Origin of the sequence: Streptomyces sp. NPDC091972, from assembly GCF_044756385.1 — a bacterium.
GTDB lineage: Bacteria > Actinomycetota > Actinomycetes > Streptomycetales > Streptomycetaceae > Streptomyces.
In genome coordinates, this window is sequence record NZ_JBIVSV010000007.1 from 197386 (window position 1) to 212423 (window position 15038).

The window sequence follows — 15038 nt, forward strand, 5'->3', positions numbered from 1 at the left end:
CCTCCCTCAGCTCTTCCTGCCGTACGTCCGCACCACGATGCCGTTGCCGAAGGTCCGCACCTCGTCGAGCGTGAACTCGGTGACGGGGAAACCGGAGCCGAACATCGGCATGCCGGCGCCGAGGACGACGGGGTACGTCTTGACGACGAGTTCGTCGATCTCTGCGTGGAGTTCGCCCGCGAGCCGGGAGCCGCCGCACAGGTAGATGCCGAACTCGCCGTCCTCCGCCTTCAGTTCGCGCACCCTGCCGACCAGGTCGTCGCGGATGATCTCGACCTTCGGGTCAGGCGACTCGGTGAGGGTGCGTGAGGCGACGTACTCGCGCAGGTGGTCGTACGGCCTGGTGATGCCCTCCTTCAGGGCCACCTCGTAGCTGCCGCGGCCCTGGACGACCGTGTCGAATCTCCGGTGCTCCAGGTCGTGGATGCCGAGGGCCCTGCGGCCCTGGGCCGCGATGGTCTCCGGGAACTCGGCGGTGAGGTAGGCGAGGAACTCCTCGTCGACGAACCGGTACATGAACGACGCGTCGCCGCTCTCGTCGCCGATGAAGCCGTCGATGGTGCAGGCGATGAAGTACGTGAGCTTTCGCAAGCGGGTCTCTTCTCGTAGGCTGCGCTTCGGTGTGAACTACTTCAGTTGTAGTACTTCACATGTAGTGGTTGCAAGATGTTTTCCGAAGTCGGATCAACTGGGAAAGGAGATTCCGCATGGCCAGCAATCCGGAGCGCCGGGCCGCACTCGTGGACGCGGGGGTCGAGGTGCTGGCCCGCGAGGGGGCGCGCGGGCTGACGTTCCGCGCGGTCGACAACGAGGCCGGGGTCCCGGTGGGGACGGCCTCGAACTACTTCACCGACCGCGACGACCTGCTGCGGCAGATCGACACCCGTCTCCACGTCCGGCTGGCCCCGGACCCCGACAAGTTCGCCGAACTGCTGACCCGGCCGAAGGACCGGTCCCTGGTCGCGGAGTTCATGCACGACCTGATGGGCCGCGCGACCCACGACCGCACGGGCTATCTGGCCCTGCTGGAGATGCGCCTGGAGGCCACCCGCCGCCCCGAACTCCGCGCCTCCTTCACCAAGTCGGTCCGCGCGGACCTGGAGGAGGGCATCCGCTTCCACCGCGAGACGGGCCTCCCGGGCGGCGCCGAGACGGTCACCGTGCTCTACCTGGCGATGCTGGGACTGCTCCTGGAACACCTGACACTGCCCGACGCACTGGAGGGAGTACTGCCGGGGGTGGGGGTCCCGGAGGGCCTGGTCGAACGGATCGTGGCAGCGATCGTGCCCGCGAGTTAGCCGGGGGCGGTGCTCGCGAGACGGAGCTCCTTGATCCGATCACGGGCGGTCACTGGGCGGCCTACCTGGGACGGCGCAGCAGGCCCTGCCCGCACAACCAGCATCCTGAGCGCGGCGAGCCTGCGTGAGCCTGAAGCAGGCGGCGACCGCGACCAAGCCCTTACGGACCGGCCAGGGGCGGCACTACGCGGCCGACCTCCGTGAGTCGACAAAGTGCACGACGACGGCGATCGATCGACCTCCCCGGGCCGGCCAGTGGGCGGCGACCACGCCGTTGACCTTCCTGATCCGGCCAGGGGCGGGAACGGCACGGTCGTGCCTCCGTGCGCAGCCAGGGGACGGCGAAGGCGCTGCCGGCCTCTCGGAGCCGGTCAGGGGGCCGCGACCGCACGGCCGATCGAGGCGCCGCAACCGCAGGACCCGCGCCCGCGAGCCGACCAGGACACGGCGACCACCCAACAGGCCCCCTGATACGGCCAGGAGATCGCAGCCGTACGTCGGCCCTTCTGCCGTCCCGGGCGTGCCCCCGCCCCTATCGCGCGGCGCGCGGTTCGCGCCACATCGGCCACATCCGGGGGCCTTCCGGCAGGTCGAGGGGCCGCTCCAGGAGCTCGAACCCGAGCCGTTCGTACAGTCCTCGGCTCCTCGCGCTGCTCGCCTCCAGATACGCGGGCAGCCCCTCCCGGTCGCAGCGCTCCAGAACCGATCCGATGAGCGCGGTCCCGAGTCCCTCCCCCTGCCGCTCGGGGGCGACGCCGATCATCCACAGGTACTCGTGGGCCCGCCCGGCCGGATGGACCTCGGCGGTGAGGCGACCGATCAGCTCGATGCGCTCGTTGCCCGGATCGAGAGCCTCCCGCAGGGCGGCGAACTCGTCCTCGCCGTCATGCTGGTCGCCCCCGTCCGCCGGAACCGGCAGCCACAACGCGCACGCGGTCCCCTCCTCCGTGACATCCACCCGCCCCTCAGCCATCACGATGTCCACGAACGCCGCCATCAGCCGGGGATGCGTCGTACGGCGGTACTCCTCCCCCGGAAAGATCCATCCGCTGACCGGATCGTCCTGGAAAGCCGAGTCCAGCAGCCGCGTCACCAGCTCGCGATCGCTTTCGCCGGCCGTCCGTATCGCCACGCCCATGTCCCACCCCTTCAACTCAACCACCGTTGGACACAAGGGTGTTGAGACTATCCGGTGGGCATGCGGAAGCGGGCCCCGCACACCGTGGGGATGTGCGGGACCCGTCGGCCGGAACCCCCGGCGGCCACGCGGGGTCAGGACCGCGCGGTGCCGGGCGCTCCGGGGTCTCAGGCGGTGCGCCGCGTCACGAACTCCGCGAGGGAGAGCAGTCCGCCCGCTGCCTCGGGGTCGGGAACCGCGCGGGCCAACTGCCCCATCGCGCGCGCCATCCGGTCGGCCGCCTGCACCTGCGCCCAGTCGCGGCCGCCGGCCTCCTCGACGGCGAGGGCGGTACGCGCCAGGTCCTCCCCGGCGTACGGGGCCGCGTACAGCTCGGCCAGTTCGGCGGCCGCGGCGGTGCCGGAGGTGAGCGCGGCGACCACCGGGAGGGACTTCTTGCGGGCGGCGAGGTCCGCGCCGGCCGGTTTGCCGGTGCGGCTCGGGTCTCCCCATATGCCGATCACGTCGTCGATGAGCTGGAAGGCGAGCCCCGCCTCCCGGCCGAACGCGTCCATCGCCCCGACGTCCTCGGCGGACGCGCCCGCGTACAGCGCGCCGAGCGCACAGGCACACCCGAGCAGCGCCCCGGTCTTCGCCTCGGCCATCACGAGCACCTGGTCGAGGGTGACCTCGCCGGGAGCGAGTCCCTGCATGGCGGTGTCCTCGTGCTGGCCCTCGCACAGCTCGACGACACAGGCCGCGAGCCGGGCGGCGGCGGCCGGCGCCGCGGGGTGCGGGTCCTGGGCCAGCAGTTGGAGCGCCAGCGCCTGAAGGGCGTCCCCGGCCAGGATCGCGTCGGCGTCGCCGAACACGGTCCACGCGGTGGGGCGGTGCCGGCGGGTGGTGTCGCGGTCCATCACGTCGTCGTGCAGCAGCGTGAAGTTGTGGACCAGCTCGACCGCCACGGCCGCCCGGACGGCCGCCGCCCGCGCCCGGTCTCCACCGAGAGCGGCGGCCGCGGTGAGCACGAGTGCGGGCCGTATCGCCTTGCCCGCGTTGCCCGCGGCCGGAGTGCCGTCGGCCTCCTCCCAACCGAAGTGGTAGAGCGCCACCCGGCGCAGGGAGCGGGGCAACGACTCCAGCGCGGCCCGCAGCTCCGGGTCGACCACCGTCCGGACCCGCTCCAGGATCGCGACGGCCTCGTGCCCGTCGAGGGGACGCGTCCCGGACCCGTCGGGCGAGCCCGCCTGCCCCGCCGTGGTCCTCCCGCCGGTGACCGACGCCTCCCTCCCCCCGGTGGCCGGCGCCCGCGCCTCGGTGCTTTCCTGTGCCAATGCCTGTGTGCCCGTCGTGAACTCGGCCATGGAACCCCCCTCGGTCAGTCCGCGGACGGTGGCGCCTCCGCCGTGGGCGGGCGCGCTCCTCCGGGGTGTCTCCACTCCGGAGGCCGACCGGGGTGCCGCCACCCCGGTGTCCGACCGGGATGTACCCGCCCCGGCGGGCGGGGACACGGCTCCCCGGTGCAGGAACGTCACCTCCACCGGCCGATCTCGACGTTCTCCAGGACTCCGAGCGCGTCCGGCACCAGGACGGCCGCCGAGTAGTAGGCCGTCACCAGGTACTTGATGATCGACTGTTCGTTGATGCCCATGAACCGCACCGACAGGCTCGGCTCGATCTCGTCCGGGATGCCGGCCTGCTGGAGGCCGATGACACCCTGGTCGGCCTCACCGGTACGCATGGCGATGATCGAGGTGGTCCGCTCCGGGGTGACCGGGATCTTGTTGCACGGATAGATCGGCACCCCGCGCCAGGTGGGGATGCGGTTGCCGCCCACGTCGATGGTCTCGGGGACCAGTCCGCGCTTGTTCAGCTCACGGCCGATCGCGGAGATCGCACGCGGGTGGGCGAGCAGCAGCTTGGTGCCGCGGCGGCGGCTGAGCAGTTCGTCGAGGTCGTCGGGGCTGGGCACACCGTCGTGCGGCTGGAGCCGCTGGTCGTACTCGCAGTTGTTCAGCAGCCCGAACTCACGGTTGTTGACGAGCTCGTGCTCCTGGCGCTCCTTGAGTGCCTCCACGGTCAGCCGGATCTGCTGTTCCGTCTGGTTCATCGGCTGGTTGTAGAGGTCGGCCACCCGGGTGTGGATGCGCAGGACGGTCTGGGCGATGCTCAGTTCGTACTCGCGGGGCCGGGCCTCGTAGTCGACGAAGGTGTGCGGGATGTCGGGCTCGCCCTCGTGGCCGGCCGCGAGGTCGATCGCCTTCTCGCCGTACTTGTTGGTGCGCTGCGAGGGGATCGCGCGCTGTTGCTGAAGGTGCTCGCGCAAATCCTCGGCACGCTCCGCCACCTGGTCGACGTCCTGGCGGGGCAGCACGAGGACCGTGCAGGCGGTGGCCGCTCGGGCGGTGTACTCCCAGATGGCGTCCGGGTCGAGGAGCGCCTGGTCGCCGAAGTAGGCGCCGTCGGCGAGCACTCCGAGCACCGCGTCGTCACCGTAGGGGCCGGTGCCGACCTTCTCCACCCGGCCGTGCGCCAGCAGGTACACCTCGTCGGCCTGGCCGCCGAACGAGGCGATCACCGAACCCGGGGTGAACTCCCGCTGCTGGCAGCGCTGGGCGAGCTCGGAGAGCACGTCGTCGTCCTCGTAGGACCTGAGCGCCGGCAGCTCGCGCAGCTCGGCGGGGATCACCTCGACCCGGTCCCCGGTCTTCACGAAGGTCACCCGGCCGTCGCCCACGGCGTAGCTCAGGCGTCGGTTCACCCGGTACGTACCGCCCTGGACGTTCACCCAGGGCAGCATGCGCAGCAGCCAGCGGGAGCTGATCTCCTGCATCTGGGGTGCGGACTTGGTGGTGGTGGCCAGGTTCCGCGCGGCCGCCGTGCCGAGGCTCTGCTGCGGCCGGTCCTGCTCGGTGCGGACCTCTTCGCCTACCGACATAAGGAATTGCCCTCCCGGTACATGCCCGGACGCGATCTCGCCCGGGCATCGTGTGCAGGAGCAAGCCTTCCTCACGGAGCGTGCCGGTGCTATTACCCGAAAGAGGGGGCATGGATCACCGCGTGGTTGGGCATATGCGCATTTCCCGTACCCTGACGTGCAGTCAATTCGAGCGACCGTAACGGAATTTGATTGTCCGAATCGGCTCACACGCTGTGCGGACCAGGAGTCGGAGGCCGCCGCTTTCGGTACAAGCACCTGTGAGGGCCGGCCGCGGTCGGTGGCCGGCGCGCAGTGCGAAGGAGGGAGCCATGGCCTCACCCATGTCCGCGGGCAGATTCCTGGCCGTCCTGCGGGCGGAGGGTGCCACCGTCGTCGAGGTCGGCGACTGGGAGCACCACAACCGCAATCACGTCGGCGCCTGGGGCCCGGTGCACGGCGTGATGATCCACCACACGGTGACCCGGGGCAGCGCGGCGACGGTCGAGCTGTGCCGCAAGGGCTACACCGGCCTACCGGGCCCGCTGTGCCACGGCGTCATCACCAAGGACGGCACCGTCCATCTCGTCGGCTACGGCCGCGCCAACCACGCCGGTCTCGGCGACGACGACGTCCTGCGCGCGGTGATCGCGGAGAACGCACTCCCCGCCGACAACGAGGCCAACACCGACGGCAACCGCCACTTCTACGGCTTCGAGTGCGAGAACCTCGGCGACGGCGAGGATCCCTGGCCGGCGGCCCAGCTCACGGCGATCGAACGGGTCTGCGCGGCGGTGTGCCGCCACCACGGCTGGACGGAACGGTCGGTCATCGGCCACCTGGAGTGGCAGCCGGGCAAGGTGGACCCGCGGGGCTTCACGATGGCCTCGATGCGGAGCCGGATCCGGGAGCGCCTGAAGTGACCCCGCAGGTCACAATGGGGGCGTGACCGGCCTCGACACCCTGCGCCCCCGCCTTCCCTCACCCCTGCAGGAAGTGTCGGACCCCCGCTTCGCCCGGCGCGGCCTGCGCCTCCTGCTGAAGCGCGACGACCTGATCCACCCCGAACTCGTCGGCAACAAGTGGCGCAAGCTGGCGCCGAACCTCACCGCGGCCGCCGGCCGTGCCGTCGTCACCTTCGGCGGCGCCTACTCCAACCACCTGCGGGCCACGGCCGCCGCGGGCCGTCTCCTGGGCCTGCCCACGGTCGGCGTGGTCCGCGGTGAGGAACTCGCCGACCGCCCCCTGAACCCCTCCCTGGCCCGGTGTGCGGACGACGGCATGCGGCTGCACTTCGTCGACCGGTCGACGTACCGCCGCAAGGCCGAACCGGACGTCCTCGCGCGCGTGCTGCGCGCGGCGGACGCCGCGGAGGCGTACGTCGTCCCGGAGGGCGGCAGCAACCCGCTCGCCGTGCGGGGGTGCCGCGCACTCGGGGAGGAGCTGGCGGGGCGGGCCGACGTCGTCGCGGTCGCCTGCGGCACCGGCGGCACCCTGGCGGGCCTGGCAGCCGGACTCGCCCCTGACCAGCGCGCCCTGGGCATACCGGTGCTCAGGGGCGGCTTCCTGACGGCCGACACCAGGGCGCTCCAGCACCAGGCCTTCGGCGGCACGCGCGGCGACTGGGCACTCGACGACCGCTTCCACTTCGGCGGTTACGCCCGCACCGCACCCGAACTGGACGCCTTCGCCGTGGACTTCGAGGACCGCCACGGCGTGCCCGTGGAACGTCTCTATGTCGCCAAGTTGCTCTATGGACTGACCGCCCTCGCCGAGGAGGGCGCCTTCCCGCGCGGGGCGACGCTGGCGGCGGTGGTCACGGGTCGTCCCTTCCCCTGATCCGGCCCGCCCTACTCGGCCGCCTCCCGGTAGGCCGCCGCCTCCTCCAGATCCAGCCTGCGCAACAGGGTCCGCAGCATCTCGTCGTCGATGTAGCGCAGGTCCCGCAGCTTCACGAACACCGAGCGCTCGGCGCCGATCATCTCCCTGGACAGCCGGCGGTAGGTGTCGTCGACGGTCTCGCCGGTGAGCGGGTTGGACTGGCCGAGACGCTCCCAGACGGCGTTGCGGCGGCGCTCCAGGACCGTGCGCAGGCGGTCGGCGAGGGGCGGCGGGAGGGTGTTGCGCTCGTCGGAGAGGAGTTCGTCCAGGCGCCGTTCGGCGGCCCGCGAGGCCTGCGCCTGGGCGTTGGCCTCGGCGAGTGTCTCCGCCTGCCGGTCGCGCCCGGGGAGCTTCAGCAGGCGGATCAGCGGGGGCAGGGTGACGCCCTGGACGACGAGGGTGCCGATGACCGTCGTGAAGGTGAGGAAGAGGATCAGGTTGCGGCCCTCGAACGGCTCGCCGCCGTGCAGGTGCTCCGGGATCGAGAAGGCGATCGCCAGCGAGACCACGCCCCGCATCCCGGCCCAGGCGATGACGAACGGCGCCTTCCAGGTGGGGTTGTCCTCACGCGCGCGGATCCGCGCGGACAGGATGCGCGGCAGGAAGGTCGCGGGGTAGACCCACACGAACCTCGACGCCACGACCACGAGGAACACGGCGACCGCGTACCAGACGGCGCTGCCGCCCTCGTACTCCCCGAGACCCTTCAGCACGACGGGCAGTTGCAGCCCGATGAGGGCGAACACCGACGACTCCAGGACGAAGGCCACCATCTTCCAGACGGCGTCCTCCTGGAGGCGTGTCGCGAAGTCGACCTCCCACGCGCGGTGGCCGAGGAAGAGCGCCACCACGACCACCGCGAGGACTCCGGACGCGTGGAACTGCTCGGCCGCCGCGTAGGCGACGAACGGGATCAGCAGGGACAGCGTGTTCTGGAGCAGCGGCTCCTTGAGGTGGGTGCGCAGCCAGTGGATCGGCACCATCAGCACCAGGCCGACCACCACCCCGCCGACCGCCGCGAGCAGGAACTCGCCGATGCCGCCCGCCCAGGTGGCGCCCTCGCCGATCGCGGCCGCGAGCGCGACCCGGTAGGCGGTGATCGCGGTCGCGTCGTTCACCAGGGACTCGCCCTGGAGAATGGTGGTGATCCGGGAGGGCAGTCCCACGCGGCGTGCCACCGCCGTCGCCGCGACCGCGTCCGGCGGCGCCACCACCGCGCCCAGCACCAGTGCCCCGGTCAGCGAGAGCCCGGGCACGATCTGGTAGGCCGCCCAGCCGACGACGATGGTCGCGAAGAGCACGTATCCCACCGACAGCAGCGCCACGGGCCGCATGTTGGCCCGGAGGTCGAGATAGGAGCTGTCGGTGGCCGCGGAGTGCAGCAGCGGCGGCAGGATGAGGGGCAGGACCACGTCCGGGTCGAGCGTGTACCCGGGGACCCCGGGCACGTACGAGACCAGCAGTCCGGCCGCGACCAGCAGCAGCGGCGCCGGTACGGGGGTCCGCCGGGCGGCCGCGGCGACCGCCGCGCTCCCCGCCACCAGCAACAGCAGTGGCATCACGTCCATGACTCTCGCCCGCCCTCGCTCATCGTCGTGCGCCCGCCCTCTTTTTCCGCGCGGCCGCCCGCGCGGCCGTCGTAACCTGGCAATCATGAAACAGTGCACGCACGCCGACGCGCTGCCGCACCCGGAGCCCGAGCCGCTCAGCGAGACGTGCCCGGAGTGCCTGAGGGACGGTACCCACCCGGTTCAACTGCGCCTGTGCCTGTCCTGCGGTCACGTCGGCTGCTGCGACTCCTCGCCGGGACAACACGCGACGAAGCACCACAAGGACTCCGAGCACCCCGTGATGCGGACCTTCGAGCCGGGTGAGAACTGGCGTTGGTGCTTCGTGGACCACGTCCTTGTGTGACCCTGGACGCCCGGGTTCCAGGACGGTTCGACCGTCTGACGTCTGGGTACGTCAACCCGGCGCGCGTTCTTCCCAATTGGAGCCGCAAACCCCTAGACACGGAGCGTGTCCACAGTTTTACTGTGAGTAACGGCAGGGGTTGGGGTCCCGGGGACAGGAAAGTCGAGAGCGCGGTAGCGTCACCGCTGAACCACACGTCGCGTTACTCCGGGGGGCGACCCTCGGCCCCCGTAAAGCTTGTACCACCTTGGAGGTGAGGGTGTCCCAGATCGCAGGCGAGCCCGCGACCCAGGACTTCGTGGAAGTCCGGCTGCCGGCCGCGGGTGCCTACCTGTCGGTGCTGCGGACGGCCACGGCCGGCCTCGCGGCCCGTTTGGACTTCACCCTCGACGAGATCGAGGACCTGCGCATCGCGGTGGACGAGGCCTGCGCGATCCTGCTCCAGCAGGCCGTGCCCGGCTCGGTGCTCAGCTGCGTGTTCCGACTCGTCGACGACTCGCTGGAGGTCACCGTCTCGGCCCCGACCACGGACGGTCACGCGCCGTCCCGGGACACCTTCGCCTGGACCGTCCTGTCGGCCCTCGCGGGCAAGGTCTCCTCGGCCGTGGACGAGGACAGGACCGTTTCGATCAGCCTCTACAAACAACGCGGCGCGGGACCCGGGCCGGCGTGAGGAACGGGGACGGGCCGGTGCGGGACGAAGAGCGCGGCACACGGGAGCTGGCGGCCGGGGGCGGACACCGTCCTCCCCGCCCGAGCGGCGCAGACGGCCTGGGTGACGACGGCCCCGGCGGTTCCCGTCGTACGGCGGACGGCATCGACGGCATCCCCGAGCAGGCCCGGCCGCATCCGGAGCAGGACGTCGTCGACACGACGGCGACCGGCCTCCTGGACGACGGTCAGCGCGATCGGAAAGGTGCCGTGCAGGGTGCGCCTCCGGCAGGGCGGGCCGGGATCATCCCGGACCCCACGGAGGCGGGGGCTCGTGGAAGGGCGACGGGCGGGACGATGAGCGAGCACGAGCGAAACGCAGAGGACGGCGCGGCGGGCGCGAACAACACGCCGGTCCCGCGGCACGACCCACAGGACCGCAGCGGGGCACGGGCCCTGTTCGTCGAGCTGCGCGCGCTGAAGGACGGCAGCCCGGAGTACGCGGAGCTGCGCAACCAGCTGGTCCGGATGCACCTGCCGCTCGTCGAGCACCTCGCCCGCCGCTTCCGCAACCGCGGCGAGCCGCTGGACGACCTCACCCAGGTCGCCACCATCGGTCTGATCAAGTCGGTCGACCGCTTCGACCCGGACCGCGGGGTGGAGTTCTCGACCTACGCGACCCCCACGGTCGTGGGCGAGATCAAGCGGCACTTCCGCGACAAGGGCTGGGCGGTCCGCGTCCCGCGCAGGCTCCAGGAGCTGCGGCTCTCGCTCACCACGGCGACGGCCGAGCTCTCCCAGCTGCACGGCCGCTCCCCCACGGTCCACGAGCTGGCCGAGAAGCTGGCCATCTCGGAGGAGGAGGTCCTGGAGGGCCTGGAGTCCGCCAACGCGTACTCCACGCTGTCCCTGGACGTCCCCGACACCGACGACGAGTCCCCGGCGGTCGCGGACACCCTCGGCGCGGAGGACGAGGCGCTGGAGGGCGTGGAGTACCGGGAGTCGCTGAAGCCGCTCCTGGAGGACCTGCCCCCGCGCGAGAAGCGAATCCTTCTCCTGCGCTTCTTCGGCAACATGACCCAGTCGCAGATCGCGCAGGAGGTCGGCATCTCCCAGATGCACGTCTCCCGCCTGCTGGCCCGCACTTTGGCCCAGCTGCGGGAGAAGCTGCTGGTGGAGGAGTAGGCCGCACCCGGCCTGCCCGTCCGGGTGCGGCGCACCCGCTCGGGTCCCCCCCGACGGCAGGCCGCTCCGCCCGCGGATCAGGCGCCGCGCCTTCGCCGTACGGCTACTGCTTGCCGTCCTGCGTCCGTCCCGGGCCCCTGATCCCGAGCGCACGGGTCGTCGCCGGGTTGATCAGGAGGACCAGCGCGGCCACCGCGACGACCGCGAGGGCGATGCCCGCCGGGATCGCCACGCTGTCGGCCTGGAGGAGGTTGTAGGCGACGGGCAGGGCCATGATCTGGGTGATGACCGCCGGGCCACGGCTCCAGCTGCGCCGGGCGAGCAGCCCGCGCGCGGCGAGGAGCGGCAGCAGGGCGAGGACGATCAGCGTGATGCCCCCGGTGACGGCGGACTGCCGGTCGTCCGGGTCGCCGGCCAGACCCTCCACGAGCATCCAGACACCCCCCGCGACGAGCGCGAGCCCCTCCAGGGCGGCCAGGGCGGCGGCGTACGTCAGGCGCCGCGGGCGCGGACCGGCGGTCTCGGGGGCGGTGGGAGTCTGCTCGCTGCTCACCCCTGAAGGGTAGCCCTCGCCCCCGGAGCCCCCGCCGTGAGGCGCGGGCGACGCACCCGCCCGCGCGCGGGTTGCCCCACGCCCCCGTGGCAAGGTTCACGCACCGAAGTCTTACGTGATCCCTACCTCGACCTGTGCCCGGTACCACCCAGTAGGTACGCTGCAACCCATGCGTGCACTTCTCGTGGTCAATCCGGCGGCAACCACCACAAGCGCACGTACGCGCGATGTCCTGATCCACGCACTCGCCAGCGAGATGAAACTGGAAGCGGTCACCACCGAGTACCGCGGCCACGCCCGTGACCTGGGCCGGCAGGCGGCGGAGAGCAAGGACATCGACCTGGTCGTGGCCCTGGGCGGCGACGGCACGGTCAACGAGGTCGTCAACGGCCTCCTGCACGCCGGCCCCGACCCCGAGCACCTGCCCGGCCTCGCCGTGGTCCCCGGCGGCTCCACCAATGTCTTCGCCCGCGCCCTCGGCCTGCCCAACGACGCCGTCGAGGCCACCGGCGCCCTCCTGGACGCCCTGCGCGAGGGCAGCGAGCGGACGGTCGGCCTGGGTCTGACCTCGGGCACGCCCGGCACCGAGGACGAAGCCGTGCCGGGACGCTGGTTCACCTTCAACGCGGGGCTCGGATTCGACGCCGGCGTGGTCGGCCGCGTGGAGCAGCAGCGCGAGCGCGGAAGGAAATCCACACACGCTCTCTACGTCCGCCAGGCCCTGCGCCAGTTCTTCGGCGAGACGCACCGCCGGCACGGGACGATCACCGTGGAACGACCGGACGCGGAGCCGGTGACCGATCTGGTCCTTTCCATAGTCTCGAACACCTCTCCGTGGACTTTCCTGGGCAATCACCCGATGTACGCGTCGCCTAAGGCCTCGTTCGACAAGGGCCTCGACGTACTCGGCCTCAGCCGTATGACGACGACCGCGATCGCCCGATATGGCACCCAGTTGCTCACTTCGTCCCCCGAGCGCGGCCCCCATGGCAAGCACGCGGTGTCCCTGCACGACCTGGACCAGTTCACCTTGCATTCGAAGGTGCCTCTGCCCCTCCAGATGGACGGCGACCACCTCGGACTGCGTACGAGCGTGACGTTCACAGGCGTACGCCGTGCACTGCGTGTGATTGTGTGAGCAGAAGGGGCTAAAGTCCTTTCACTCGAACGTTTAGGCCAGGGTCCACCCCATGGAAGTACGGCTGTGACCTAGTCGACACCGAGGAATCAAAAAAAACTTTCCGGAAGGGGTTGTATCCGCCGCTGAGGTTTGCGAGTCTCTACGTGGCGGTCGGGACAGCCCGCAGCACCGGCGTCCACAGACCACCGGAACCCCTCTTCAATCCACAGGACCACACCGGGGAAGACTCGGTGATCGGCCCTTCACTTGTTGAGGGATTCGTGAAAGCGTTCACATTCACAAGCACTTGCACGTAATACCAAGGAGAGGTAGCAGCCATGGACTGGCGTCACAACGCCGTTTGCCGCGAGGAAGACCCCGAGCTCTTCTTCCCCATCGGCAACACCGGTCCTGCGCTGCTGCAGATCGAGGAAGCCAAGGCCGTCTGCCGTCGCTGCCCCGTTATGGATCAGTGTCTGCAGTGGGCGCTCGAGTCCGGTCAGGACTCCGGCGTCTGGGGTGGTCTCAGCGAGGACGAGCGTCGCGCCATGAAGCGCCGTGCCGCCCGCAACCGGGCCCGTCAGGCCTCCGCCTGACACACCCGCCCCGCACAGCCTGAGCTTGGCGGCGCGTACACCGCGTACGCTTCTCCCGCCCCCGAGCCGCAGCGCGCAGTACCCCCGATGCGCAGCACACGCTGGCAACGAGCATTTGAGCCCCGGACCCCTGAACGGTCCGGGGCTTTTTGCTGCGCCCCGCCGTTCCCGCGCCCGCGCCCCGGACCGGGTGCGGGCTACTTCTGCGCCTGCACCGGCACGTCGAGGATGACGCGGGTGCCGCCCTCCGGCGCCGGGACCATGTCGAACGTACCGCCCAACTCGCCCTCCACCAGCGTCCGTACGATCTGGAGGCCCAGGTTGCCCGCGGTGTGCGGGTCGAAGCCCTCGGGCAGACCGACGCCGTCGTCCTGGACGGTGACGAGGAGGCGGGCCTCCTTGGTGGTGCCGCCGCGGACGGCCGTGACCTCGACCGTGCCGGTCTCGCCCTCGCGGAAGCCGTGCTCCAGGGCGTTCTGGAGGATTTCGGTGAGGACCATGGACAGCGGGGTGGCGACCTCGGCGTCCAGGATGCCGAAGCGTCCGCTGCGCCGGCCGGTGACCTTGCCCGGGGAGATCTCGGCGACCATGGCGAGCACTCGGTCGGCGATCTCGTCGAACTCCACGCGCTCGTCCAGGTTCTGAGACAGCGTCTCGTGCACGATGGCGATGGAGCCGACGCGGCGGACCGCCTCTTCGAGGGCCTCGCGGCCGCGGTCGGACTCGATGCGCCGGGCCTGGAGGCGGAGCAGGGCCGCCACGGTCTGGAGGTTGTTCTTCACCCGGTGGTGGATCTCCCGGATGGTCGCGTCCTTGGTGATCAACTCGCGTTCGCGGCGGCGCAGTTCGGTCACGTCCCGCAGCAGGACCAGGGAACCGATGCGGGTGCCCTTGGGCTTGAGCGGGATCGCCCGGAACTGGATGACCCCGTCGTGCGCCTCGATCTCGAACTCGCGGGGGGCCCAGCCGCTGGCGACCTTGGCGAGCGCCTCGTCCACCGGGCCGCGGGTGGGGGCGAGTTCGGCGGTGGTCCGGCCGAGGTGCTGGCCCACCAGGTCGGAGGCGAGACCCATGCGGTGGTAGGCGGAGAGGGCGTTCGGGGAGGCGTACTGGACGATGCCGTCCGCGTCGAGGCGGATCAGTCCGTCGCCGACCCGCGGGGCCGCGTCCATGTCCATCTGCTGGTTGGGGAACGGGAACGAGCCGGCCGCGATCATCTGGGCCAGGTCGGATGCGCTCTGGAGATAGGTCAGTTCGAGCCGGCTCGGGGTGCGGACGGTCAGCAGGTTGGTGTTGCGGGCGATGACGCCGAGGACGCGCCCCTCCCGTCGTACCGGGATCGACTCGACGCGGACCGGGACCTCCTCGCGCCACTCCGGGTCGCCCTCGCGCACGATCCGGCCCTCGTCGAGCGCCACGTCCAGCAGCGGACGTCGGCCGCGTGGGACGAGATGGCCGACCATGTCGTCCTGGTAGGAGGTGGGGCCGGTGTTGGGCCGCATCTGGGCGACCGAGACATAGCGGGTGCCGTCGAGGGTGGGGACCCACAGGACGAGGTCGGCGAAGGAGAGGTCGGAGAGCAACTGCCACTCCGAGACCAGCAGATGCAGCCACTCGAGGTCGGAGTCGTCGAGGGCGGTGTGCTGGCGGACCAGTTCGTTCATGGAGGGCACACATGCGAGCGTACCTGGGGGTATGTGAGTGACCTAAACACACCGGCCCCGGAAACACCCGCGGGCCGCGGCGCCTGGGAAGGACCCTCAACCTTCCCGGCACCGCAGCCCGGAGCAATATCGGCCGTGGGGT

Annotated in this window: 15 protein-coding genes; 8 read left to right on the forward strand and 7 right to left on the reverse strand. The window is 71.1% G+C overall.

Translation table 11 applies throughout. The annotated features are described in order from the left end of the window. Positions 1-6: 6 nt before the first annotated feature. On the reverse strand, positions 7-591 hold the full coding sequence (locus tag ACIQJT_RS22385) for a dihydrofolate reductase family protein (protein ID WP_365463064.1): 585 nt from the start codon (positions 589-591) through the stop codon (positions 7-9). A 116-nt stretch (positions 592-707) separates the two neighbouring features. Between ACIQJT_RS22385 and ACIQJT_RS22390 the strand changes: the two genes are divergently transcribed. After that, on the forward strand, positions 708-1298 hold the full coding sequence (locus ACIQJT_RS22390) for a TetR family transcriptional regulator (protein WP_365463062.1): 591 nt from the start codon (positions 708-710) through the stop codon (positions 1296-1298). 532 nt (positions 1299-1830) lie between these two features. Here the strand turns inward: ACIQJT_RS22390 and ACIQJT_RS22395 are convergent. From ACIQJT_RS22395 to ACIQJT_RS22405, 3 genes are all read right to left on the reverse strand, one after another. Further along, positions 1831-2436, reverse strand: coding sequence for a GNAT family N-acetyltransferase (locus tag ACIQJT_RS22395; RefSeq protein ID WP_402646034.1), 606 nt, complete (start codon positions 2434-2436; stop codon positions 1831-1833). Positions 2437-2603: 167 nt separating this feature from the next. Continuing rightward, the gene (locus tag ACIQJT_RS22400) at positions 2604-3779 is read right to left on the reverse strand and encodes a family 2 encapsulin nanocompartment cargo protein polyprenyl transferase (protein ID WP_402646036.1); all 1176 of its coding nucleotides are present in this window, start codon (positions 3777-3779) and stop codon (positions 2604-2606) included. A 167-nt stretch (positions 3780-3946) separates the two neighbouring features. Beyond that, positions 3947-5353, reverse strand: coding sequence for a family 2B encapsulin nanocompartment shell protein (locus tag ACIQJT_RS22405; protein WP_365463054.1), 1407 nt, complete (start codon positions 5351-5353; stop codon positions 3947-3949). A gap of 311 nt (positions 5354-5664) precedes the next feature. On the opposite strand from ACIQJT_RS22405, the gene ACIQJT_RS22410 reads away from it, so the two are divergent. Both ACIQJT_RS22410 and ACIQJT_RS22415 read left to right on the forward strand, forming a co-directional pair. Continuing rightward, entirely contained in the window at positions 5665-6255 is a 591-nt protein-coding gene (locus ACIQJT_RS22410) for an N-acetylmuramoyl-L-alanine amidase (protein WP_402646039.1), read from the forward strand. A gap of 22 nt (positions 6256-6277) precedes the next feature. Continuing rightward, complete coding sequence (locus ACIQJT_RS22415; RefSeq protein ID WP_402646041.1) at positions 6278-7171, forward strand: 1-aminocyclopropane-1-carboxylate deaminase/D-cysteine desulfhydrase; 894 nt, start codon at positions 6278-6280, stop codon at positions 7169-7171. An 11-nt stretch (positions 7172-7182) separates the two neighbouring features. Here ACIQJT_RS22415 and ACIQJT_RS22420 read toward each other — a convergent pair whose 3' ends face one another. After that, complete coding sequence (locus ACIQJT_RS22420; protein ID WP_365463045.1) at positions 7183-8781, reverse strand: Na+/H+ antiporter; 1599 nt, start codon at positions 8779-8781, stop codon at positions 7183-7185. An 85-nt stretch (positions 8782-8866) separates the two neighbouring features. Here ACIQJT_RS22420 and ACIQJT_RS22425 point away from each other — a divergent pair, with 85 nt between their 5' ends. The 3 genes from ACIQJT_RS22425 (at position 8867) to ACIQJT_RS22435 (ending at position 10963) form a co-directional block, all read left to right on the forward strand. Beyond that, positions 8867-9127 carry a UBP-type zinc finger domain-containing protein gene (locus ACIQJT_RS22425; RefSeq protein WP_402646044.1) on the forward strand — a complete coding sequence of 87 codons (261 nt, stop codon included), beginning with the start codon at positions 8867-8869 and terminating at the stop codon, positions 9125-9127. 259 nt (positions 9128-9386) lie between these two features. Next, entirely contained in the window at positions 9387-9800 is a 414-nt protein-coding gene (locus tag ACIQJT_RS22430) for an anti-sigma factor (protein WP_006136266.1), read from the forward strand. Between the two features lie 17 nt (positions 9801-9817). Continuing rightward, on the forward strand, positions 9818-10963 hold the full coding sequence (locus ACIQJT_RS22435; protein ID WP_402646047.1) for an RNA polymerase sigma factor SigF: 1146 nt from the start codon (positions 9818-9820) through the stop codon (positions 10961-10963). Positions 10964-11066: 103 nt separating this feature from the next. Here the strand turns inward: ACIQJT_RS22435 and ACIQJT_RS22440 are convergent, their stop codons facing one another. Beyond that, positions 11067-11516, reverse strand: a complete 450-nt coding sequence (locus tag ACIQJT_RS22440) for a hypothetical protein (protein WP_365463036.1) — start codon at positions 11514-11516, stop codon at positions 11067-11069. Between the two features lie 169 nt (positions 11517-11685). Here ACIQJT_RS22440 and ACIQJT_RS22445 point away from each other — a divergent pair, with 169 nt between their 5' ends. Continuing rightward, entirely contained in the window at positions 11686-12654 is a 969-nt protein-coding gene (locus ACIQJT_RS22445) for a diacylglycerol/lipid kinase family protein (RefSeq protein ID WP_402646051.1), read from the forward strand. Between the two features lie 320 nt (positions 12655-12974). Continuing rightward, positions 12975-13232, forward strand: coding sequence for a WhiB family transcriptional regulator (locus ACIQJT_RS22450; RefSeq protein WP_006142322.1), 258 nt, complete (start codon positions 12975-12977; stop codon positions 13230-13232). A gap of 197 nt (positions 13233-13429) precedes the next feature. Here ACIQJT_RS22450 and ACIQJT_RS22455 read toward each other — a convergent pair whose 3' ends face one another. Further along, the gene (locus ACIQJT_RS22455) at positions 13430-14896 is read right to left on the reverse strand and encodes a PAS domain-containing sensor histidine kinase (RefSeq protein WP_365463115.1); all 1467 of its coding nucleotides are present in this window, start codon (positions 14894-14896) and stop codon (positions 13430-13432) included. Positions 14897-15038 lie beyond the last annotated feature (142 nt).

What these genes read in the sequence shown, in the direction of transcription:
- ACIQJT_RS22390 (WP_365463062.1), top strand. Translation starts at nt 708, where the DNA reads ATGGCCAGCAATCCGGAGCGCCGGGCCGCACTCGTGGACGCGGGGGTC.
- ACIQJT_RS22395 (WP_402646034.1), bottom strand. Translation starts at nt 2,436, where the DNA reads ATGGGCGTGGCGATACGGACGGCCGGCGAAAGCGATCGCGAGCTGGTG.
- ACIQJT_RS22400 (WP_402646036.1), bottom strand. Translation starts at nt 3,779, where the DNA reads ATGGCCGAGTTCACGACGGGCACACAGGCATTGGCACAGGAAAGCACC.
- ACIQJT_RS22405 (WP_365463054.1), bottom strand. Translation starts at nt 5,353, where the DNA reads ATGTCGGTAGGCGAAGAGGTCCGCACCGAGCAGGACCGGCCGCAGCAG.
- ACIQJT_RS22410 (WP_402646039.1), top strand. Translation starts at nt 5,665, where the DNA reads ATGGCCTCACCCATGTCCGCGGGCAGATTCCTGGCCGTCCTGCGGGCG.
- ACIQJT_RS22420 (WP_365463045.1), bottom strand. Translation starts at nt 8,781, where the DNA reads ATGGACGTGATGCCACTGCTGTTGCTGGTGGCGGGGAGCGCGGCGGTC.
- ACIQJT_RS22425 (WP_402646044.1), top strand. Translation starts at nt 8,867, where the DNA reads ATGAAACAGTGCACGCACGCCGACGCGCTGCCGCACCCGGAGCCCGAG.
- ACIQJT_RS22445 (WP_402646051.1), top strand. Translation starts at nt 11,686, where the DNA reads ATGCGTGCACTTCTCGTGGTCAATCCGGCGGCAACCACCACAAGCGCA.
- ACIQJT_RS22450 (WP_006142322.1), top strand. Translation starts at nt 12,975, where the DNA reads ATGGACTGGCGTCACAACGCCGTTTGCCGCGAGGAAGACCCCGAGCTC.
- ACIQJT_RS22455 (WP_365463115.1), bottom strand. Translation starts at nt 14,896, where the DNA reads ATGAACGAACTGGTCCGCCAGCACACCGCCCTCGACGACTCCGACCTC.